Source organism: Maribacter arcticus, assembly GCF_900167935.1.
GTDB classification, from domain to species: Bacteria; Bacteroidota; Bacteroidia; order Flavobacteriales; family Flavobacteriaceae; genus Maribacter; species Maribacter arcticus.
The window spans coordinates 193,699-214,799 of sequence record NZ_FUYL01000003.1 but is presented as its reverse complement, the minus strand read 5'-3'; the positions used below and the strand labels follow the sequence as shown (position 1 = coordinate 214,799).

Here is a 21,101-nt window from a genome sequence, read left to right as displayed (position 1 = left end):
AGCTATGAGTAAAAAAATATTGATTGTTGACGACGAACCCCATATAAGAATGCTAATTGAGCAAACTTTGGAAGATTTGGAAGATGATGGTGTAGTACTCTTATTTGCTGAAAATGGAGAACAAGCGCTGAGTATCATTGAAAAAGAAAAGCCTAGTCTTGTCTTTTTAGATGTGATGATGCCAAAGTTGAATGGAATGGAGGTTTGTTATAAAGTAAAAAAGGAACTTAAGCTTACAGATATATACATTATACTGTTAACTGCTAAAGGTCAAGAGGTTGACCGTCAAAAGGGATTGGATATGGGTGCAGACCGCTATATGACAAAACCCTTTGATCCCGACGAAATGTTGTCCATAGCAGAGGAAATAATTAAACTTTAAATTTAGCATGAGTGAAAACGGCATCTCTTTATGGATTAGGGCCTTAAAATATGTGCTCCAAAGGGACAAAGATTCCATATCCTTGTTAAAGCAAACCGCTTCCTTTTTAAATATAGAATTGCTGGTTTTGGATCATGATAGCAAGGTACTTTGGGGTGATGCCGAGAAGGAGTATTCTTATTCCGTTGACTTGGTTTGTGATAGATTAAGATTGGGCGTAGTCAAATGTAGTAATGCAAGTGGTTCCTTTTTGGTTGACCTGATTAAAACGTTGTTGACCAAAGAGTTTGAAAAGAAAAGGATTGGAAAGGAAGTTTTAAGCCTATATCGTGAAATTAATATGATATACGGTTTAAGTGAAATGATTTCCGAAAAAATTGATACGGCATCTATTGCCGAGATAGCATTACAGGAATCCTCCCAAATTATCGGTTCAACACACGGTCTCTTTTTAATGTATGACCCCGATGAAGACGAGGTCACTAAACTAGCTTCTTTTGGGGATAACCCCAATAGTGAGAGAAACATTAAAGACCAGAATGAAGTACTTAAAAGCTTAATTTTAAAGGGTAATGCCGCCATTGTCCCTGAGAATAGAATTAAGGATAATTTGTCTATCCAACATTTAAAGGCGGTGATGTATGCCCCTTTAAAAGTGAAGCATAGAACCTTAGGAATGGTCATTTTAGGACATAAGGAAAAAAAGGAATTTACCGCTGCAGAATTAAAATTGCTGACCACGATAGCCTTACAAACGGCAGCGGCCATAGAAAGTGCGCATTTATATCAGAAAGGGCTGAAAGAAGCCAGGGATAGGGAAGAGGCCATAAGGGTGATACATGAGGTGACCCAAAAATTTGTTCCCTCGGAGTTTATAAAATCCTTGGGCAAAGCTAAAATAACGGAGATTTCCTTAGGGGATCTTACCGAAAGGGAAGTTACCGTGGTATTTGCAGATATCAGGGAGTTCACCACTATTTCTGAAGGACTTTCTCCAAAAGATAATTTCTTGTTCGTTAATGGTTTCAATAATCGTATGGGACCTATTGTGAGAAAAAATGAGGGGTTCATCATGCAGTATTTAGGAGATGGTTTCATGGCTTTATTTCCTAAAGGTCCTCAAAGTGCGCTAAACGCATCGGTAGAAATGCATAAAGTATTGCATGAATACAATAAGGAACGGGTATTGAAAAAGAGGTTGCCAGTTAAAATTGGTGTAGGTATGCAAAATGGTAATCTAATAATGGGTATTACAGGAGATAGTAATCGTTTGGATGCAGCCATTATTTCGGATACTGTTAATACGGCTGCAAGAATTGAGGGCCTTTCCAAACATTATGGCACCTCCATTTTGTTAACAAAAGAGTGTAAGGATAAACTAACCAACCAACAAGCATTTAATTTTAGGTTCCTAGGGCCTGTGCAGGTAAAAGGAAAACAAAAATCGATAGATCTTTATGAATGTATCAATGGCGATGATGATTCGTTGTTTGATCATAAGCTTCAAACAATGTCGACTTTTAATGATGCGATGAGCTATTATTTCAATAAGGAGTTTGCAATGGCTGCTGTTGCTTTTCAAGAAATTTTTAAGTTGAACACAATGGATCAAACGTCAAAATTATTCTTAAACAAATCAGCGCACCTTATCACCCAAGAAATAGAAGATAATTGGAAAGGAATAGAGCTGATGAATACCAAATAAAGGTTAAAACGATTAGATATTTTTAGTATTTCGATTCGTAGTAAAAGTTTTCGGCAAGTCCGTTTTTAAATTCAAAAATTGCTTTATATTTGCACAGCCAAATAAAATTGGCAAAGGCAGGCGTGGTGGAATTGGTAGACACGCTAGACTTAGGATCTAGTGCCGCAAGGTGTGAGAGTTCGAGTCTCTCCGCCTGTACAACGAAAGCCTCTTGAGAAATCAAGAGGCTTTTTTGTCTTCTCTGATGAATATAATTGATAGCTTTTAGTAATTTTTAAATTACTGTTCAACTGAAAAAAATTATTAAAAGGTATATTCTCGAATTCTTTATATTTTCTTACTTCTTATATAAACTTTGCTTTCTTGTTAATATGGCGTTTTAGGTAACCTTTTTTGAAGATTAAAACTAGCTAATTATTTATTAACTCTTTTTTATTCGGTAGGTAATATTACGATTGGTAATGACGGTAGAATTAGTATTTACAGTTGCCAAAACAACTATTCTGTCAGAAATACAACCATTATCTGATGCTTCAACATAAAAGCTAGTAGATGTGGAAATGGTAGGTGTAGTAAAAGACGGTCCGGTTCCTAAAGAAGAACCTCCAGAAGGGTTTACATACCAATTTAATGTTCCTGAAGATGCAGATGCTTCTAAAACAACGGTTCCAGGTCCATTTCTGAAGCCGGGCGTTGTACTTGTAACTATTGGTGTAGGCAACACTATAATACTCAAAGTTTTAGTATTTGTATTTCCAGCCGAATCTCTAATTGTCACGGTATAGTCATAATCACCTGCAATAAGACCAGAAATTACTGGATTTTGGATAGTTGAGGTATATCCGTTTGGCCCTGTCCATAAATAAGATGCGTTTGAGGAACCTGTACCAGATGGATTCGAATATAAATTCAATAAGTCTCCCTCACATATTGGGCTATTTGAAGTAGGTGTAACCGACAATGTTCCGCCCTCTTCATTTAAATCTGTAAAACTAAATTGCGCCCCAGCAGCACCGTTACATGTGGAATAGATAGTGGTGCCTATAATTAATCTTTTTGCAGCATTACATGGTTTGTCTGTAACAAGTTCACCCCCAGTATCAATCTTGAAATTGGCCCCTGCTGGAAGTGATAAACTTACGTTGGAAATCCATTCGGCTATGCCGCCATTTGCAATGGTGATTACTTGAGTATTTAGGGATGAGGTACCACTTACAAAAAAATTATCTAGTGCTCCTGTTCCATCCCCTACGGTTACCGAGTTTATGGTATTTGGAATGTTTGATGAAATAGAGACAGAATTGCCTCCTATAATAAGTACGTCATTAGTGCCGGTAATTTGCCCTGGGTAATATGTTGCTGGAATCCATGCAGTGCCATTATAAGTATTCCAAACACCAATACTTGTCCAATTTCCAGAGCCGACAGATTTATAGTCTCCAATTTGTTGTGCATTTAAATTCGATAAACCTAAAATGACAGTTATAATTGAGAGTATGAATAATTTCATTTGCTGGTATTCCATTTTCAAATAGCAAAATATTACTATTTGAATTCGTATAAAAGTAAATGTTGTATAATTGAAATAAGATGTGGTCATAATTCATTAAATCAATTTTGTAAATAATCACATAATGTAAACTGTGCTTTAATGAATTGTTCACTGGCTCTAAGAATCAGAAAAACCGACTAAAAGTTGGCTTTTCTAATTTTAGGCTTTACTTCGCAAAGAGTTTGTTTTAGAGTTTGGGCTAATCGCTGGTATTATATAATTTGATTAACTTTACACTAATCCCAAAGGCATGACACCCCAAAACATCGACTACCAAAGATATTTACAGGAACTTCAACAATCTCCTTTTTTAAAGGATTCTAGCACTAAGTCACTTAATCGCCTCTTAAGTCAAATGACGGTGGAACATTGGAGTGCAAAAAGTTTTAAAAACAGTCTTGAAGTGGCTTCCACTTTTCACTTTATCGTTTCTGGTAGGTTAAAAGTATTTAAATCTAATCCTGATTCTGGAAGAGAACATACCGTATTTGTTTTATCTGATGGGGATGTTTTTGATGTACTATCTCTTTTAGATTCAGAACCACATGATGTTTATTGGGAGGCTTTGGATGTATTAGAGGTATTAAAAATTCCCATGGCTCAAATGCGATTGTGGATCAATGAATACCCTGCAATGCACAAAGCAATATTGTATTATTTAGGAGATCGTATGCGACAATTAATGGATGTTGCCACTGATGTCACCCTCCATAGCACCTTAGTACGACTAGCCGCATTGCTCCTTAAAAATATTAACGGCGAAACCAATAAACTGCAATTGATCAATAACTTACCCAATGATGAAATTGCAGGTTTAATCGGTACTACCAGATCTGTTGTTAGCAGGCATATACAAGAATTGAAACGTTGCGGTGCTATTTCGGTAAGTCGCAAAAAAATAAACGTAAAAAATTTAGAAGTGCTTCTTTCGATTGCGGAGGAAAACTATATTCCATAATTTTTTTTTTGAACATCCACTTTCTATTGCTCCTTAAGTATTTCTAAATATTTTCAAAAAATATTTAGAAGTGGTACCTAGGGGGCTGTTCTGGCTTCAATTACAACCTACCTTTAAAACGTAAGCTGGATAATTATTCTCCAAACTCCCTATTTTCCTTATATCCCATTACTTTTCCACTCTTAGGATGTTATGAAAATTGCGTTGTCTCAGTCATTCAGATTTAAAAAATTTACCAGCGACAAGACCTAATATACACGTTCACAAGAAAGTTAAAAAAAGTATGCCATTTTCATTACCGAATTTATTAAGAAGAAAAAGACGCGACACAAACCCGGTTGTCATAAAATCTTTTAACCGAAAATTTCCAAAGGCAAAGAATATTCTATGGCAACAAATCGATGTTTTTAAATGGCATGTAAATTTCACCTTAAAAGATGACAAATATTCTGCATTGTTTAATAGTGAAGGAGATTGGATGGAAACAATTACTCTAATTCCAATCAATAAAGTTCCTGAGGCTTTGCAACTAACATTTGAGGAAAAATATAATAGAGATGATCTACAAAAAGTCTTTTATGTTGAGACTCCTGCTCAGAATATATATGAGATGAATTTAGACAATGGCCTGTACGCGTTTAAAGTTCTTTATGATATTACAGGTAAAATTGTTGGGACCCTAATAGCATAAAACGAAAGTAATTTTAAGATTCGTTTAATTATGTATAGACCATATAAATAAATTATTAAGCCTAAATTTTAGGAAAACAGAACATTTTGAAATGATAAAAGAAGTAACTAAATCACAAGATCTCTTCAATAGAAGAAAGAAGGTCGTGGCAAATGGAGTAGGTGTATTTAATACCGCTACGGTTATGGAAGCCAAAGGAGCCATAATAATAGATGTTGATGGAAGAGAACTTATCGATTTTGCAGGAGGAATAGGTGTTGTAAATGCAGGGCATTGTCCAGAACCTGTTGTAGAGGCGATTCGTGAACAAGCAGGTAAGTATTTGCATACTAGTTTTAATGTTGTAACCTATGAACCCTACATACAGCTATGTGAAGAATTGGCAGAGATTTTACCACATGGGGATAATACAAAAGTAATGTTGGTAAGTACAGGGGCAGAAGCTGTTGAGAATGCTATAAAGATTGCACGTCAAGCTACCAAAAAGTCTGCAATACTTTGTTTTACTGGAGCCTATCATGGACGAACTATGATGGCTATGACGTTGACCAGTAAAGTAAGTTATAAGTATGATTGTGGCCCTTTTTCTCCAGAAGTATATAGACTTCCTTTCCCTAATTTCTATAGGTATCGAGGGACCCGTGATATGGATAAATTTGTAGAGGACGAACTCAAAAGGCTTTATGAAAGTGCCCTAAATTTGGTAGACCCTAAAAGCGTTGCAGCCGTCATTATAGAACCAATTCAAGGTGAAGGTGGGTTTAATCCAGTACCTCAAAAATACTTAGAAGGTTTAAGAGGTTTTTGTGATGAGCATGGAATTTTACTAATCATGGATGAAATCCAGAGCGGATTTTGCCGTACTGGGCACTGGGCAAGTTGGCAACATTACGGTGTACAACCTGATATTAGCACGTATGCGAAGTCCATGGGGTCTGGTCTACCTATTGCTGCAGTAGTTGGCCGGGCTGATATTATGGATGCTGCGGCTATTGGTTCTATTGGCGGTACATACATCGGTAGTCCCATCTGTTGTGTTGCAGCATCCGCGACAATTAAATACATGAAGGATATTAATTTGAACGAAAAAGCCATCAAAATAGGTAATGTAATCATGGATAGATTACAACATTTAATGAAACAACATTCTGAGATTGGAGATGTAAGAGGTGTAGGCGCTATGGTAGCGATTGAATTTGTTAAAAATGGAGATCCTAGACAGCCTAATTCTGAAATATGTCCTCAAATAGTGAAAGGCTGTGCCGAAGATGGGTTGGTCATTTTAAGTGCAGGAACTTATAAAAATGCATTACGAATTTTATCACCCTTAGTAATTACAGAAGAACAATTAGAAAAAGGGTTATCTATCCTAGAAGTCCAAATTAAAAAAGCTATAAAAAATATATGAAACCATTCGCAATTGCAGGAATACAAATGAAGGTATCGGCTGTCGCTTCCAATGTGGAAATGATGAAGCTCAAAATTGATATAACCATGAATCTATACCCGTGGATAGAGATGATTATGTTTAGCGAACTATGTGCATACGGTCCTTTGACGCATACCGCACAACCAATCCCGAATAATTTTGAAGCAGAAATGCAGGCCAAAGCCAAAGAATATGGAATTTGGTTACTTCCAGGTTCTATATTTGAAAAAAGTGATGATAAAATTTATAACACAGCAACAGTTATAAATCCTAAGGGGGAAATTGTAACTCGTTACCGTAAAATGTTTCCTTTTTATCCATATGAAACAGGTGTGACGCCGGGTGAGCATTATTGTGTTTTTGATGTGCCTAATGTAGCACGATTTGGGGTGTCTATTTGTTATGACATGTGGTTTCCAGAAACCATTCGTACGTTGGCAACCATGGGTGCCGAGGTTATTATGCATCCAACAATGTCAGGAACTATAGATCGAGAAATCGAATTATCTATTGTAAGAGCTATGGCTTCAATCAACCAATGTTATTTATTTGATGTAAATGGGTTAGATACTGGCGGATGCGGTCGGTCAATCGTCTGTGGACCAGATGGTAGAGTATTACATCAATCTGAAGGCACCGAAGAGATTATCCCATTAGAATTGAACATTGAAAGAGCCAGAAGAAGTCGTGAATTAGGGATATTACGTTTGGGGCAACCTTTAAAAAGTTTTAGAGATCACCTGAAATCAAGTCATTTTGGTATCTATCAACCCAATTTGGCAACGCCATATCTTGATTCTTTAGGGCCACTTATTAAACCGTCCAGATTGGATAAAATCACAGCACTAAAAATCAAAGAAAACGAATTAGAGCAAAAAGTCTCGACTATCAAGTAAAAAGCATGATGGTGTAATTTAAATCAGAAAAATATGGGTGGAGTTCCACTAGGTAAGAAGAAAAAAGCAATAGCAATTAAAGATTATGTGAGTTGGTTCGAAATACCAGCGGTCGATTTTCAACAAGCCGTTTATTTCTATAACCAGATTTTCGAAATTGAAATGGTACAAAACATAACAGATGTAAATGCAATGGCCTTTTTTCCGGTAACAACCGGTATTGGTGGGGCGGTCATCTCAGGAACAGGTTCTATACCGAGTGATAAGGGACCTCTGATTTATTTGAATGGTGGCGACGATTTAAACAATGTATTAAACAAAGTGGAACAAGCAGGCGGACGTATAGTGATGCCAAAAACCTTCATAGGAGAAGACGAAGGATATTTTGCCATTTTCATCGATTGTCAAGGAAACAAACTTGCTTTACACTCAAAAAACTAGAACGTGACTCAAAATAAAACAAAAAGTGCACCCTATTATAACATCGGTCAACTACGGGTAGATTATTGGAATCAATTAAAAATTGAAACTTCTGAGCTTACCCGATGCCATAAAGGGTCGGTAAATGAAAAAACGCACAAACTAAAAATCAAAGAGTTACTAAAAGACTTAAAAGGGGTAGAATGTTTTTTTGCTTCTCCGGGAAAAGAGCGTTTACACAAATTAGATAAAGCATTTGCCGCACATGAATATGCATCCCTTTCCCATTTGGTGGCCGAAACTACAAAGCAATTAGTTGGGGATAGTTATAAAGGAAATTCTGACTTTGTTGATTTTGATGAACATAGTATGGAGTCTGCCGAAGAGCACGACCAACAAAATAGCGTTAGAAAAAATCATTTTGAGGTTCTTTTTGTAGATAATATTTCTGAACAAGAAGAACATACACTGAAGCATAGTTTAAGAAATTTACGCTCACACAGTGATAAATTTACTTATGGGGTAGTAGTTCAACGATCTTTTCAAGATGCGATGATCAGCTTGCTTTTTAATCATAATATACAAGCCGTTGTTATACGTTATGCGCCTCCATATCACTCAAGCAAGATTACACCTCTCATCAAACCCTACATAGAGGAAGTTACAAAACTAGACTTTTCAACAAAACCAGAAACCGAATTAGGACCGATCATGGGGCAATTGATCAAACAGTTCCGCCCCGAATTGGATTCTTACTATGTTACCGACACTTCTTTAGGTTATCTTAAAGACAGCACTATAAAAGGCTTTAGACGTATTTTTTATCAGACCGAAGATATACAGGAGCTGCATCTTACTATTATGAGAGGAATCGCGGAGCGTTACGAGACGCCCTTTTTCTCTGCCTTGGTAGAATATAGCCAAAAACCGACAGGTGTATTTCATGCTATGCCAATATCCCGAGGAAATTCAGTTTTTAAATCGAGATGGATTAATGATTTTGGTGATTTTTATGGTCGTAATATGTTTTTGGCAGAAACTTCGGCAACAACAGGAGGACTAGATTCACTATTACAACCAACAGGCCCTCTAAAAAAAGCACAGGAAATGGCAAGAGATGCCTACGGTTCACAACATACTTTTTTTGTGACTAATGGAACATCTACAGCCAATAAAATAGTAATGCAGGCTATTGTTCAGCCAGAGGATGTGGTGCTTATTGACAGGGATTGTCATAAGTCGCACCATTATGGTTTGGTGCTTGCAGGGGCTTATCCCGTTTATCTAGATTCGTACCCAATAGAAGAATATTCCATGTACGGGGCTGTTCCTTTAGAACAAATCAAATCTAGATTACTGCAGTTAAAAGAGGCAGGAAGACTTGACAAAGCAAAAATGTTGCTATTGACGAATTGCACTTTTGATGGCCTAGTTTATAATGTGGAGCGGGTCATGCAAGAAGTACTCGCAATAAAACCAGATATGGTCTTTTTATGGGATGAAGCATGGTTTGCCTTTGCTGGTTTCGCGAATAACTATAAGCAACGTACCGGTATGGTTACTGCTAAAAAACTGTATGAAAAGTATAATAGTGCCAAGTACCGAAAACAATACAATGACCATATTAAGGGATTGAACAATGGGGACCAATCATTATTACCCGACCCCGATAAGGTTAAGATAAGGGTATATGCCACCCAAAGTACGCACAAAACCTTGAGTAGCTTTAGACAAGGTTCTATGATTCATATTTGGGATGAAGATTTTCGCAGAAAAAGTGAGAATACTTTCTTAGAAGCTTATATGACCCATACCTCTACTTCACCAAATTATCAAATGTTGGCCTCATTGGATGTAGGTAGGCGACAAGTGCAGCTAGAAGGGTTCGAATTGGTTGAAAAAAGTATTGAAATGGCTATGGTTTTAAGGGCTAAGGTTACTGACAACCCTCAATTGAGCAAATACTTTGATGTACTAACCGTACATGATTTTATTCCGAATAAATATCGAGAAACCGGCCTTAAAGAATACTATTCAAAGAATGAAGGTTGGAGCCGAATGAACGAGGCGTGGGAAAAAGATGAATTTGTTTTAGACCCTACCAAAATCACCTTGTATATCGGAAAGACAGGGGTTGATGGCGACACCTTTAAGAACAAATACTTAATGGATAAATTCAATATCCAAATCAATAAGACCTCTCGCAACACGGTGTTATTCATGACAAATATTGGAACCACCAGAGGCAGTATCACCTATCTTACTAATGCCCTTTTAAAAATTGCGGATGAACTAGATGAAGAAATTAAATCATTGAGCGATAAGGAACGAGAGATACGTGATAAAAGGATACATTCATTAACCAAAGAAGTGCCACCTCTACCCGATTTTAGTTATTTCCATCATTCATTTCAAGCTGTGCCAGGAGTTCCAGGAGGTAATTTACGGGAGGCTTATTTCTTAGCATACGACGAAGAAAATTATGAATATGTTCCCTTGAACGAATGTTTATCAGTAATGGGTACAGGAAGAAAATTGGTTGCTTCCACCTTTGTAATTCCATATCCTCCAGGTTTTCCCGTGTTGGTTCCAGGTCAAGTAGTCAGCAATGAAATTATTAATTTTCTGACTGTACTCGATGTGAGCGAAATACACGGTTACCGTTCTGACTTAGGCCTAAGGGTATTTAAGGAAAGAATATTGGATCGTCATAAAATCACCACTTCAATGGGCGGTATGTCTATTGGGAAAAAGAAAAAGCAATTAATCTAATCATTGAAAATAAAAAACATGAGCGCTAAAAAAGCAGTAACAACTACCAAAGCCGCCAAAAAATTGACTAAAAAAATAGTCCCAGCTAAAAAAGTAGCAACTAAAGAGGTGCTTAACGGCGTATCCGATATAAGAAGATTCTTTTACAAAAACGAGATACCACTTTATTTCATCAGTGCCACCAATTTCAATATGCTAGGCGCAGATGAATGGATCAAAGGCTTTAAATTTATCTGTCATATCGAATGTTTTGATGGGCAACATCCAAATGTTTTTTCTCCTAAAGAGGAAATTCCACATGATGAATTCACAAGCATTGAAGACATTAATAACTATTTGTTGCAACATCCTGAAGTTCAAGATTATTTGACCACTAGAAAAAAAGGGAAGAGTGCAGGAAAGGCCATGTTTTTAATGTTCGATGAAAAGACCGAGAAGCTTGCAAAAAAATTAGGTCTTCAAGTGATGTTCCCTACTGCCAAGATGCGAACCTTTATGGACAACAAGGTGAATACCAACCGTATTGCCGAAAAGGCAGGTGTACCTTGTGTACCTTATGTGCTCACCCCCGTCACAGATTATGCACATTTACAAAAAGTTTCTAAAGTACTTGGTACTGATTTGGTAATTCAAACACCATTTGGTGATTCGGGGCATACCACTTTTTTTATCTCTAATGAGGAGGAATTCAAGAAATATGAGGAGGAGATTGTAAAGGAAAAAGAAGTTAAAGTAATGAAACGTATCAATTGTAAAGGTTCTGCAATTGAAGCCTGTGTTACTAGACATGGTACAATTGTCGCTCCTTTGATGACCGAACTTGTTGGTTTTAAAGAAATGACACCTTACAAAGGCGGTTGGTGCGGTAATGAAATCTACCCCAATGCTTTTAGCCCTGAAATTCGGAATAAGGCGACAAAATATACCCAACTTTTCGGTGATCAGTTAAGAAAAGAAGGATACAAAGGCTATTTTGAACTTGATTTCCTAATAGATCAAGATAATGGTGAAATTTATCTTGGAGAATTGAACCCTAGAGTAACGGGTGCAAGTTCGATTACTAATCACGCTGTATTTGCACTAGCGGATGCTCCTCTTTTCATATTCCATATTTTGGAATGGATGGATGTAGAATATGATCTGAACGTGAAAGAACTAAATGCTAGATGGGCAAAACAAGAGAATATTGACGATTGGAGCCAATTGATCATTAAACATACGGAGGATACGATTGAATATGTATCTGAAGCCCCAAAATCGGGAATTTATAAAATGTATGATAATGGCCATATACAATATGATAGAATGGACACCCATAGACGAGCGGTAGAGACTGAGAAAGAAGCATTTTTTCTTCATATCGCAAAAGAAGGAGATTATTTATATGAGGGAGCCGATTTAGGTATATTGGTATCAAGAGGGCGTATGATGAACGATGACTTTCAACTTAATGCACGGGCAAAAGATTGGATAAAGGCCATTCGAGGAAAATACACTTCGCAAATAGTGGAAGATAAACGTGAAAAAATAGTGCTTACCGGTAGCTTAACAAAATAAGCTGTACTATTTAATACAGATAATATTTGCAGCGAAATAGCATTCGCATTGATTATTTAAATTGCCCATAAATTTTTATGGGCTTAATTTTTAAAAACACACTATGCAATTGAACTTTAGTACGGTCTCTGAACCTACTTTGGCAGGTCCAAAATGGAAAGGACTATTTGATACGTTCTGGCCAGGGTACCGAACTTGGTTTTTGTCAAAAAACGCAGTAAACCAACCTGACCTAAAGACTTCACAAGATGCTTTAAAAAAATATATGCCTAAAATGTGGCCAACGTATGAGCATCTATGCATATTATCAAACGCCGATTCGGTTATAGCTCGTTTTCTAACAGGATTTCAGCCGCCAGCATATATTAGTGCTTGTGCGCAAGCAGTTATTAAAGCAGATGAATTTCAACTAGTACGCAACTATGATTACCATCCAGATTTGCTCGAAGGAACAATATTACTTAGTAAATGGAACGATAATAGAGTAATGGGTACTTCTGATTGTTTAATTGGAATAGTTGATGGAATGAACGATGCAGGGCTTTGTGTTTCCCTTACATTCGGTGGCCGTAAAGAAGTTGGTTATGGATTTGGAATCCCTTTTATCTTAAGATATGTTTTAGAGTTTTGTACGAATACAGCTGAGGCGGTAAAAGAGTTAAAAAGAATTCCATCGCACATGTCATATAATGTGACTGTAGTTGACAAAACAGGAGCTTCAAAAACAATAATGTTGGCCCCTGACAAAGCACCATTAGTAACCAATGATGCATTTGCCACAAATCATCAAGGTGAAATAGATTGGCCGGAAAATGCTCAATTTAACCAAACAAAAAAACGTTACAATTTTATTAAAAATTACCTTAAATCAAAAAATATCAGTGCTAATGAATTAGCAAAAGCCTTCTTATATTCTCCGCTGTACAATACCAAATTTGAAGAAGGATTTGGAACGTTATACACATCAGTTTATCAACCAGCAAATCTAATTATGAAAGTGCTCTGGCCAACTATAAAGATTGAAAGAAGCTTCGATAATTTTGCGGAAGAACATATCCTAATACATTACAATTCTTCTGGGCAGCCAGTTATTCCAGTTAACATTTTGGAAACAGTTGCTGTTGAAGGTGATGGTTACCATTGGCAAGACGCCGTTGTGGATTCACTGGTTAAGGGAATGGCAGGTAGAAAAACTAAACAAAAACAACAGGAGCTTCGTGATCGTTTAATGCCAGGCGGTGAAATAGCTTGGGAAGTAATTGTAGATTATTGGAACGAGCCTGTTGAAAATTAATAAAGTCTATATGAAAATGGAATTCAAAAGTAGTAATCCTTACAATGGAGAGGAAGTTGGCGTATATACAGCGCTTACTAAAGAGGCTTTAGTCGAAAAACTGAACAAAAGTCAAATAGCATTTAACGCTTGGCGAAAAGTACCCCTTTCCGAACGTTGTAGTTTACTGAAAAAAGCAGGTCAAGTATTACGGGATAACATAGAAGAATATGCCCAAATGATTACTTTAGAAATGGGAAAACCTATTAAAGAGTCTAGATCTGAAGTAAATAAATGTGCATGGGTCTGTGATTATTATGCTGAAAACGCGGAAACCTTTTTAGCAAATGAAATAATAAAAACCGATGCTGCTCAAAGTTTCGTAAGTCATGACCCTATCGGGAGTGTCTTGGCGATTATGCCATGGAACTTTCCATTCTGGCAAGTCTTTAGATACGCAGCACCTACTTTAACAGCAGGTAATACTGGATTATTGAAACATGCTCCAAATGTTTTTGGTTGCGCCAAACAGATTGAAGAAGTCTTCATTAGAGCTGGTTACCCGCGTTATGTGTTCCAAAACTTGATCGTGCATCACGATCAAACCGAAACAATTATTTCACACGATACTGTAAAAGCACTAACACTTACAGGAAGTGAAAGGGCAGGTTCTGCCGTTGCTGAGATTTCAGGAAGACATATCAAAAAATCAGTACTGGAACTCGGTGGAAATAATGCTTTTATTGTTTGGGAAGATGCAGATATAGACGCCTCTGTAAAAATTGCCTTGACCGCTCGCATGCTCAATTGCGGACAAAGTTGTATTGCTGCTAAACGATTTATTTTAGTAGAAGGTATTTATGAAGAATTCGTCACAAAATTCACCAATGCTGTAAAAGAATTAAAATCAGGTGACCCAATGGATGAAAATACTACCATTGGTCCACTTGCTCGTTTAGATCTTGCAAATCAATTAAACGCACAAGTGAAAGAATCAGTGGCGCAAGGTGCTAAACTTTTATTGGGTGGAACTCAAAATGGTTGTTATCACGAACCTACTGTTTTAGGTGATGTAGTACCTGGTATGGCAGCTTTTGACCAAGAAACTTTTGGACCTTTGGCAGCTATGATTAAAGCAAAAGATATTGACCACGCATTTGAACTTTCTGAAAAATCTAAATATGGACTTGGTGTAACAGTATGTACAAAAAATACCGAAAAAGCTTTAAAATATGCCCATAAGGTAAGTGATGCGGCCTATTTCATAAATGAGTTAGTGAAGTCAGACCCTAGGTTGCCTTTTGGGGGTACCAAGAAATCAGGTTATGGACGTGAACTAGCAAAAGACGGTATGATGGAGTTTGTGAATCGAAAAACTATTTATGTTAAAGGTTGATTAGCGGTGCTTGTAAGTTTTACCCTTTATTTACCTCTAATACTAGTATTAAGTTAACAGTATAGAAAGAAAAGGTATGAGCTTCGAAAAAGTTACGTTCACAAATTCTCAAGGAAAACAGCTTGATGCACGATTAGAATTCCCAACGAATCAAGTAGCACATACATATGCTGTTTTTGCGCACTGTTTTACCTGTAATAAGAACTTTTCTGCTGTTAGGAATATTTCTAGGGCATTGGTCAACAAAGGTATCGCCGTACTCCGTTTCGATTTTACGGGGCTGGGGCAAAGTGAAGGTGATTTTGAAGAAACCAATTTTTCATCCAATGTTTCAGATTTAGTACATGCCGCAAATTTCTTAGAAGACAATTATAAGGCTCCCTCTTTATTGGTGGGGCACTCTTTAGGTGGGGCAGCCGTCATTTTTGCCGCTGTTGAATTAGATTCTGTTGCGGCTGTTGCAACCGTTGGGGCACCATCATCCCCAGCTCATGTGCAGCATTTATTTAAATCTAGTGTTGATGAAATAAAAGAGACAGGGAAAGCAAAGGTTAATATTGGCGGACGAGACTTCACCATTAAAAAAGACTTTTTAGATGATATAGAATCTAAACCTATGAAAGGGATTCTGAAGAATATGCGAAAACCATTTTTGGTTATGCATTCACCACAAGATACCATTGTAGGAATTGAAAACGCAAAAGAACTTTATCAATTTGCCCATCATCCAAAAAGTTTTGTTTCCATAGATAAAGCAGACCATCTGTTGATGAATAGTGAAGATTCCACTTATGTAGGGAATGTAATAGCAGGTTGGGCAGAACGCTATTTAGAAATACCAAAAAGGCAAAAGTTGAAAACGGCTCACCAAGTCGCCGTAAGTATAGGTAACGAAGGTTTTACAACGGAAATAGTATCAGGAAACCATTTGTTGATAGCCGATGAACCTACAGGTTTTGGAGGAAATGATTTTGGTCCATCCCCTTATGATTATGTGTCTTCCGGGTTAGGGGCTTGTACCGCCATGACATTGAGAATGTATGCAACAAGAAAGAATTGGGATTTACAGAAGGTAGTTGTGCATGTTGACCATGGTAAAGAGCATGCTCCCGATTCTGAAAATACTTCAACGGTTAAAAAAATTGATACCTTCAAAAGAAAAATAGAAGTGTTCGGTAATTTAGATGAAAAACAACGAAATAGATTATTGGAAATTGCCGATAAATGCCCAGTACACAAAACACTTTCTTCGGAAGCTCAAATTATAACTGAATTTATATAGAAAGATTGAAAAAGGAGAAGTATGATAAAAGCAATTTGGAATAATACGGTAATAGCAGAAAGTGATGACACTGTTGTAATAGAAGGGAATCATTATTTTCCGCCGAAAGATATAAAACAGGAGTTTTTTAAAGCTAATGAGACCCATACAACGTGTCCTTGGAAAGGAGTTGCTTCTTATTATGATATTGAAGTCAATGATTCTGTTAATAAAGATGCAGCCTGGTATTATCCTGAAGTGTCACCGTTAGCCAAGAGCATTAAGGGATATGTTGCATTTTGGAAAGGTGTAGCGGTAAAATAAGGTTGGTTCTAATTAGCGTTCAGGCGAACATCGATTATGGTATGTATAATAGTATGCTTTACTTTTGTGACTTAAAAATGTTTTTGTCCCGAGAATTCCATAGCCTCGCCTCTTCCAAAACCAAAACTTACACCAAAGGTTACAAAGCGGCCTTGTTGGCTAAAATCTCTTAAATAGAAAGTTGGTTGGTTAGTGATACTCTCTTGTATACGAGAAGCAAATACATCACGAACGCTAAGACTTAAAATAGCCTTTCCCTTTAATATTTTCTTTCGTGCTCCAAAATCCATAAACAAGTTGTCTGAAATTTCTTGTTGTAGCGTTCTGTAGTCCGATTGATAATGACCTATAAATTCTAAATCAAAATCTGCAGGTAATTTTAATTTATTGGTAAGTCGCGTCGACCATTGGTCGCCTTTGAAGTCAAAAGAATTTCCGTCAAAATCTCCTTCTCGTGTAAAATGGCTATAATTAAAATCGTTAGTAAAAGATAACCAATTGGTAGGGATATATTTGGCGTTAAACTCGACCCCCATAGTATTGTTGATACCAATGTTCTCTGGTCTCGAAATGCTTACATTATTTTCAAATTCTACAACGCGCTCTACCACATCTTCAGTATGTCTATAGAAAACTCCTAAGTTCATTGAAACCTTACCAATTTTATAAATACTGGTAAGCTCGTAACTATCAGTAAATTCTGGTTGTAGGTTTGCATTACCTGTGCGGATGCTAAAATTATTACGGATGTTGTAGAATGGATTCAAATCCCACATTCTTGGGCGGAAAATTCGTTTGGAGTATCCGGCTTGCAGTGAAAGATTATCACTGAATTTATATGAGGTATGACCACTAGGAAAAAAGTTGTTATACTTCTGATCATTACTGACATTAGTATTCTGTAATAAGGTGCTTAAATCGGTATCCTCAAATCGCACTCCTAATTTTAATCCCCATAAATCACTTTCATAGGCTGTTGTGGCATAAACCCCTAATACCTTCTGTGTCCATTCAAAAACATTGGTTAAATCTGGATTTTCGACAAAACGTGAACCATCAAAATCACTGATAGCAAAATCGTTTTCTACATCATTGATTTGATATTGAGTACCTGTTTCAATGGTGTATTTTTCGGCCCAAGGATGGGTGTAGTCTGCCTTAAATGTGTAATCAGCCTGACTAAAATCTGTTCGAGACTGTTGTTGCATATCGTCACCATTACCGAACGTAGTTGTATTTGTAAAGTCTGATGATTGGTCTTTTGCGAATAAATTACCTGTGGCGCTAAGCAGTAAAGATTGTTCTTCATTACCTTCAAAGTCCTTTTTGTATTGTAGTTCGTATGAATATTTAGGGTTGGTTGCTGTGGTAAGTTCACGGCGTTGGAAAGCATCTGTTTGCGTGTTCCCAGAATCGAATGTGCTGAACAAGGCATCAGAATGCTCTTTTTCCCATTCATAAGCGAAATTTCCTGAGAGGGTAATAACGTTTAAGTCATTGATGTGATAGTCTGTACCAAGAATAAGATTAAAAAATGTTTCGTTCTTATCACTTTGTCCAAAACTACTAATATAAGTATCATCAACCAAGTTGCGGTTTTCAGTCTCGTTGTCACTAGGGAAAGTTCTTCTACCAAAACCCATTTGGCTAAATAGGTTGAATTTTTCGGTACGTCTATTTAGACTTAAGCCGATGCTATGGTTGTTAGGTATACCAGTATTTAAGGTAACAGCCCCATTCAATCCTTTTTTCTCTTCTTTTTTCAGAACAATATTAATGATACCAGAAGTACCTTCGGCATCATATTTTGCAGACGGATTGGTAATAACTTCGATGCGTTCAATCATGTCTGCAGTCAACGTCCCTAATGCATTGCCTTGTTCATTGGCGATGACCGAAGGTTTTCCATTGATTAGCATTTGAACCCCTTGGCTACCACGTAAACTTATTTGGCCTTCTATATTCACGTTTACCGATGGCACATTATTTAATATCTCTAAAGCACTCGCACCTGTACTACTTAAATCGGCACCTACATTAAATATTCGTTTATCTAGTTTAAAAGTTGTTTGTGAAATTTCACCTTCTACGACTACTTCATCTAATTGCTGAGAATCTTCGGATATGGTCACAGTGCCTAAGTTGATTTTACCATCAATAATGTTCGGATTGTCAAATCTCTTTGTGGTAAACCCTATAAAACTAACCTCGATATAGAATTTTGGCGCACTGGTTTCCAAAATAAAACTACCGTCCTCGATTGTAGTTGTTCCCACGATTGGCTTTTGGTCTGCAGAATTTCCAACCAATACGGTTGCGAATTCTATTGGGCCACCATTATTGTTTTCGACTATTTTACCGGTAATTGTAGTGATACCAGCTTGAGCAGTTACTAGATTGATTCCGAAAACCGAAATTACCAGTAATAAAAAGAAATAAGAGTTGCGCATTCTAAAGAAGTATTGAAATTTAATTCTCAAAGATGGTATAAACAATACATTTAAGAAACCTATTTTCTGCAAACGACTGTGGTTGTAGTGCGAACGACATAATTATTTTGTGTGATGTTTACCTTGTCAAATCTGTCGATGGCAGTTTTATTAAAAAGTAAGTTGTTGTAAAATGCTACTTTTAACATATGGCACAAAAATTTTCATTTTTAAATAGCACTTACAAAGAAGTGGTTTTTCAAATAGTGCTGCATATTGTATTGTTTCTTTTTTTTTCTTTTGATAAAAATCAACCCGAAATTCAGGCATTTAAGATAATTGCATTTTTAAATTATGCCTTGGGCGCTTTGGTTATAAATTATATTTTACTGCCTTATTTTTTCTACCGTAAAAAATATTTTTTGTTTTTTCTATATGTTGTTTTAGTAGTCAGCGTAATTATCATGTTAGAGGAGTTAGTGCTGGAGCGAGTTTTTTATCCCACGACACGTGGCCGATATTTCCCAGGTGTCATATATAGCCTATTAGATGTAATGCCTGTGATTATGATTTTGGCCGGATTCAAATTTGCTTGGGACGCTTCTAAAAAACAACTTGAGGTACCTCGGTTAAAGAAAGTGAACTATTATTTCTGAAATCTCAAATCAACCCACATTTTTTGTTTAATAATTTGAACAATCTCTATTCTTATGCCATTGAGCAATCACCAAAAACACCTTCTATTATTTTAGAGCTTTCATCGGTACTTAGATATATGTTGTATGACTGTAGGGAGAAGTATGTTGCGCTTCAAAAGGAAATTGCGCACCTCAAAAACTTTACCCAATTAAATGAAATGCAGATAGAGGAAAGGGGTAAAGTCACTTTTAAGACCGAGAATATTAATATTAACTACCGAATCGCTCCTTTAATCCTTTCAGTATTTATAGAAAATGCTTTTAAGCATAGTACAGCGAGTCAATCAGAAGATATTTTTATAGATGTAAAGGTCAAGATGGACGATAAGGGTGGGCTAGATTTCGAATGTAGAAATTCTTTTCTACCCGTAACCAATACCGATAATCTTTCTAATGGTATTGGTATGCAGAATGTAAAAAAGCGTTTGCAACTATTATACCCAAAGGCTCATGAATTGTACATACAAAATGAGCAGGATGTTTATTATGTACATTTGAAATTACAACTAACCCAAGGTGAAACATGATAAATTGCATCATCATTGAAGACCAACCGCCAGCCCAACGGGTATTGAAAAAATACATAACTGATATTGGATATTTAGAATTAAAGGCAACTTTTGCCGATGCTTTATTGGCGATAAATTTCTTAAAGAAGGAACCTATAGATTTGATTTTTTTGGACATTCATTTACCTAAAATTTCAGGTATCGAATTTCTGAAAGTGCTGAATAATAAGCCCAATGTAATTTTAACCACGGCTTTTTCTGACTATGCTCTTGAAAGTTATGAATATGATGTTGTAGATTACCTCTTAAAACCTTTTTCATTTGAACGATTTGTACAAGCAGTTTCTAAAGTGCCTTCAAAAATAAAGAAGGGTATTAGCCCCCAAATTTCTATAGAAGAAAATAAATTTCCTGATATGATTTTTATTAAATCGGGGTACGAACATATTAAGATAGAAGTGGCAGATATTCGTTTTATTCAATCGGATGCTGACTATACTGAGATAATCACTTCAGCACGTAAATATGTGTCACAAGAACCATTAAGATATTGGGAAGAATATTTGGATTCAAAAAAGTTTGTGAGAATTCATAAATCTTACATTTTGAATATTTCGAAAATTCAAAAAATTATTGGTAATCAAGTTCAATTTGAGGGTAATATAAACCTTCCTATTGGTCGCGCTTATAAGGAAGGTTTTATGAAGCTTGTTTTAAAATAATTCCTAATTCTCGTTATTATAGTTTTTTTGCGAACAGATGAAGGTCATGATTCGAGAAAATCTACATCAAATAGTTTCAAACATCACTGGTTTTAAAATGTTATATTTAAAACAATAAATTTAGATA

Annotated in this window: 18 protein-coding genes, 1 tRNA gene and 1 pseudogene; 17 read left to right on the top strand and 3 right to left on the bottom strand. The window is 36.4% G+C overall.

Features of this window, described 5'->3' with window-relative positions; all coding sequences use genetic code 11:
* The first annotated feature begins 4 nt into the window (after positions 1-4).
* The 3 genes from B5X55_RS06320 to B5X55_RS06310 all read left to right on the top strand — a co-directional run bounded on the left by B5X55_RS06320 (position 5) and on the right by B5X55_RS06310 (position 2,285).
* Positions 5-382, top strand: coding sequence for a response regulator transcription factor (locus B5X55_RS06320; protein WP_079511767.1), 378 nt, complete (start codon positions 5-7; stop codon positions 380-382).
* 7 nt (positions 383-389) lie between these two features.
* Positions 390-2,087 (top strand): adenylate/guanylate cyclase domain-containing protein, encoded by a 1,698-nt coding sequence (locus B5X55_RS06315; protein WP_079511766.1) that lies wholly within the window; start codon positions 390-392, stop codon positions 2,085-2,087.
* A gap of 116 nt (positions 2,088-2,203) precedes the next feature.
* Positions 2,204-2,285 (top strand) — tRNA-Leu (locus tag B5X55_RS06310).
* Between the two features lie 223 nt (positions 2,286-2,508).
* Here B5X55_RS06310 and B5X55_RS06305 read toward each other — a convergent pair.
* Entirely contained in the window at positions 2,509-3,597 is a 1,089-nt protein-coding gene (locus B5X55_RS06305; protein ID WP_143814422.1) for an immunoglobulin domain-containing protein, read from the bottom strand.
* A gap of 292 nt (positions 3,598-3,889) precedes the next feature.
* On the opposite strand from B5X55_RS06305, the gene B5X55_RS06300 reads away from it, so the two are divergent.
* The 11 genes from B5X55_RS06300 to B5X55_RS06250 all read left to right on the top strand — a co-directional run bounded on the left by B5X55_RS06300 (position 3,890) and on the right by B5X55_RS06250 (position 16,616).
* A complete protein-coding gene (locus tag B5X55_RS06300) occupies positions 3,890-4,597 on the top strand; it encodes a Crp/Fnr family transcriptional regulator (protein WP_079511764.1) in 708 nt (235 codons plus the stop codon).
* A 283-nt stretch (positions 4,598-4,880) separates the two neighbouring features.
* Positions 4,881-5,288, top strand: a complete 408-nt coding sequence (locus B5X55_RS06295; protein ID WP_143814421.1) for a PepSY-like domain-containing protein — start codon at positions 4,881-4,883, stop codon at positions 5,286-5,288.
* Positions 5,289-5,379: 91 nt separating this feature from the next.
* The gene (locus B5X55_RS06290; protein WP_079511762.1) at positions 5,380-6,696 is read left to right on the top strand and encodes an aspartate aminotransferase family protein; all 1,317 of its coding nucleotides are present in this window, start codon (positions 5,380-5,382) and stop codon (positions 6,694-6,696) included.
* The gene (locus B5X55_RS06285) at positions 6,693-7,613 is read left to right on the top strand and encodes a carbon-nitrogen hydrolase family protein (RefSeq protein WP_079511761.1); all 921 of its coding nucleotides are present in this window, start codon (positions 6,693-6,695) and stop codon (positions 7,611-7,613) included. The genes B5X55_RS06290 and B5X55_RS06285 overlap by 4 nt, the downstream gene beginning before the upstream one ends.
* A gap of 33 nt (positions 7,614-7,646) precedes the next feature.
* On the top strand, positions 7,647-8,054 hold the full coding sequence (locus B5X55_RS06280; RefSeq protein ID WP_079511760.1) for a VOC family protein: 408 nt from the start codon (positions 7,647-7,649) through the stop codon (positions 8,052-8,054).
* Between the two features lie 3 nt (positions 8,055-8,057).
* Positions 8,058-10,805: an aminotransferase class I/II-fold pyridoxal phosphate-dependent enzyme gene (locus B5X55_RS19200; RefSeq protein WP_079511759.1), complete on the top strand. Its 2,748-nt coding sequence runs from the start codon at positions 8,058-8,060 to the stop codon at positions 10,803-10,805.
* Between the two features lie 18 nt (positions 10,806-10,823).
* Entirely contained in the window at positions 10,824-12,362 is a 1,539-nt protein-coding gene (locus tag B5X55_RS19195) for a biotin carboxylase (RefSeq protein ID WP_079511758.1), read from the top strand.
* Between the two features lie 103 nt (positions 12,363-12,465).
* Entirely contained in the window at positions 12,466-13,656 is a 1,191-nt protein-coding gene (locus B5X55_RS06265; RefSeq protein WP_079511757.1) for a C45 family autoproteolytic acyltransferase/hydrolase, read from the top strand.
* Between the two features lie 16 nt (positions 13,657-13,672).
* On the top strand, positions 13,673-15,031 hold the full coding sequence (locus tag B5X55_RS06260; RefSeq protein WP_079511937.1) for an NAD-dependent succinate-semialdehyde dehydrogenase: 1,359 nt from the start codon (positions 13,673-13,675) through the stop codon (positions 15,029-15,031).
* Between the two features lie 76 nt (positions 15,032-15,107).
* Positions 15,108-16,313 carry a bifunctional alpha/beta hydrolase/OsmC family protein gene (locus B5X55_RS06255; protein WP_079511756.1) on the top strand — a complete coding sequence of 402 codons (1,206 nt, stop codon included), beginning with the start codon at positions 15,108-15,110 and terminating at the stop codon, positions 16,311-16,313.
* Between the two features lie 24 nt (positions 16,314-16,337).
* Positions 16,338-16,616 carry a DUF427 domain-containing protein gene (locus B5X55_RS06250; protein WP_200811594.1) on the top strand — a complete coding sequence of 93 codons (279 nt, stop codon included), beginning with the start codon at positions 16,338-16,340 and terminating at the stop codon, positions 16,614-16,616.
* 71 nt (positions 16,617-16,687) lie between these two features.
* Here B5X55_RS06250 and B5X55_RS06245 read toward each other — a convergent pair whose 3' ends face one another.
* Together B5X55_RS06245 and B5X55_RS19270 are read right to left on the bottom strand one after the other, a co-directional pair.
* Entirely contained in the window at positions 16,688-18,259 is a 1,572-nt protein-coding gene (locus tag B5X55_RS06245) for an outer membrane beta-barrel family protein (RefSeq protein WP_394332838.1), read from the bottom strand.
* A gap of 195 nt (positions 18,260-18,454) precedes the next feature.
* A pseudogene (locus B5X55_RS19270) lies at positions 18,455-19,066 on the bottom strand (carboxypeptidase-like regulatory domain-containing protein); the annotation flags it as partial.
* 188 nt (positions 19,067-19,254) lie between these two features.
* Here B5X55_RS19270 and B5X55_RS18975 point away from each other — a divergent pair.
* The 3 genes from B5X55_RS18975 to B5X55_RS06235 are packed head-to-tail and all read left to right on the top strand — an operon-like array spanning position 19,255 to position 20,974.
* The gene (locus B5X55_RS18975) at positions 19,255-19,701 is read left to right on the top strand and encodes a hypothetical protein (RefSeq protein WP_234999680.1); all 447 of its coding nucleotides are present in this window, start codon (positions 19,255-19,257) and stop codon (positions 19,699-19,701) included.
* Positions 19,702-19,736: 35 nt separating this feature from the next.
* Positions 19,737-20,270, top strand: a complete 534-nt coding sequence (locus B5X55_RS18970; protein ID WP_234999679.1) for a sensor histidine kinase — start codon at positions 19,737-19,739, stop codon at positions 20,268-20,270.
* Positions 20,267-20,974: a LytR/AlgR family response regulator transcription factor gene (locus B5X55_RS06235; protein WP_079511753.1), complete on the top strand. Its 708-nt coding sequence runs from the start codon at positions 20,267-20,269 to the stop codon at positions 20,972-20,974. The genes B5X55_RS18970 and B5X55_RS06235 overlap by 4 nt, the downstream gene beginning before the upstream one ends.
* Positions 20,975-21,101 lie beyond the last annotated feature (127 nt).

Bases quoted from the DNA above. Each gene is read 5' to 3' on its own strand.
- B5X55_RS06320 (WP_079511767.1), top strand. From the start codon at position 5: ATGAGTAAAAAAATATTGATTGTTGACGACGAACCCCATATAAGAATG.
- B5X55_RS06315 (WP_079511766.1), top strand. From the start codon at position 390: ATGAGTGAAAACGGCATCTCTTTATGGATTAGGGCCTTAAAATATGTG.
- B5X55_RS06305 (WP_143814422.1), bottom strand. From the start codon at position 3,597: ATGAAATTATTCATACTCTCAATTATAACTGTCATTTTAGGTTTATCG.
- B5X55_RS06300 (WP_079511764.1), top strand. From the start codon at position 3,890: ATGACACCCCAAAACATCGACTACCAAAGATATTTACAGGAACTTCAA.
- B5X55_RS06295 (WP_143814421.1), top strand. From the start codon at position 4,881: ATGCCATTTTCATTACCGAATTTATTAAGAAGAAAAAGACGCGACACA.
- B5X55_RS06290 (WP_079511762.1), top strand. From the start codon at position 5,380: ATGATAAAAGAAGTAACTAAATCACAAGATCTCTTCAATAGAAGAAAG.
- B5X55_RS06285 (WP_079511761.1), top strand. From the start codon at position 6,693: ATGAAACCATTCGCAATTGCAGGAATACAAATGAAGGTATCGGCTGTC.
- B5X55_RS06280 (WP_079511760.1), top strand. From the start codon at position 7,647: ATGGGTGGAGTTCCACTAGGTAAGAAGAAAAAAGCAATAGCAATTAAA.
- B5X55_RS19195 (WP_079511758.1), top strand. From the start codon at position 10,824: ATGAGCGCTAAAAAAGCAGTAACAACTACCAAAGCCGCCAAAAAATTG.
- B5X55_RS06265 (WP_079511757.1), top strand. From the start codon at position 12,466: ATGCAATTGAACTTTAGTACGGTCTCTGAACCTACTTTGGCAGGTCCA.
- B5X55_RS06260 (WP_079511937.1), top strand. From the start codon at position 13,673: ATGGAATTCAAAAGTAGTAATCCTTACAATGGAGAGGAAGTTGGCGTA.
- B5X55_RS06255 (WP_079511756.1), top strand. From the start codon at position 15,108: ATGAGCTTCGAAAAAGTTACGTTCACAAATTCTCAAGGAAAACAGCTT.
- B5X55_RS06245 (WP_394332838.1), bottom strand. From the start codon at position 18,259: ATGGGTTTTGGTAGAAGAACTTTCCCTAGTGACAACGAGACTGAAAAC.
- B5X55_RS18975 (WP_234999680.1), top strand. From the start codon at position 19,255: ATGGCACAAAAATTTTCATTTTTAAATAGCACTTACAAAGAAGTGGTT.
- B5X55_RS06235 (WP_079511753.1), top strand. From the start codon at position 20,267: ATGATAAATTGCATCATCATTGAAGACCAACCGCCAGCCCAACGGGTA.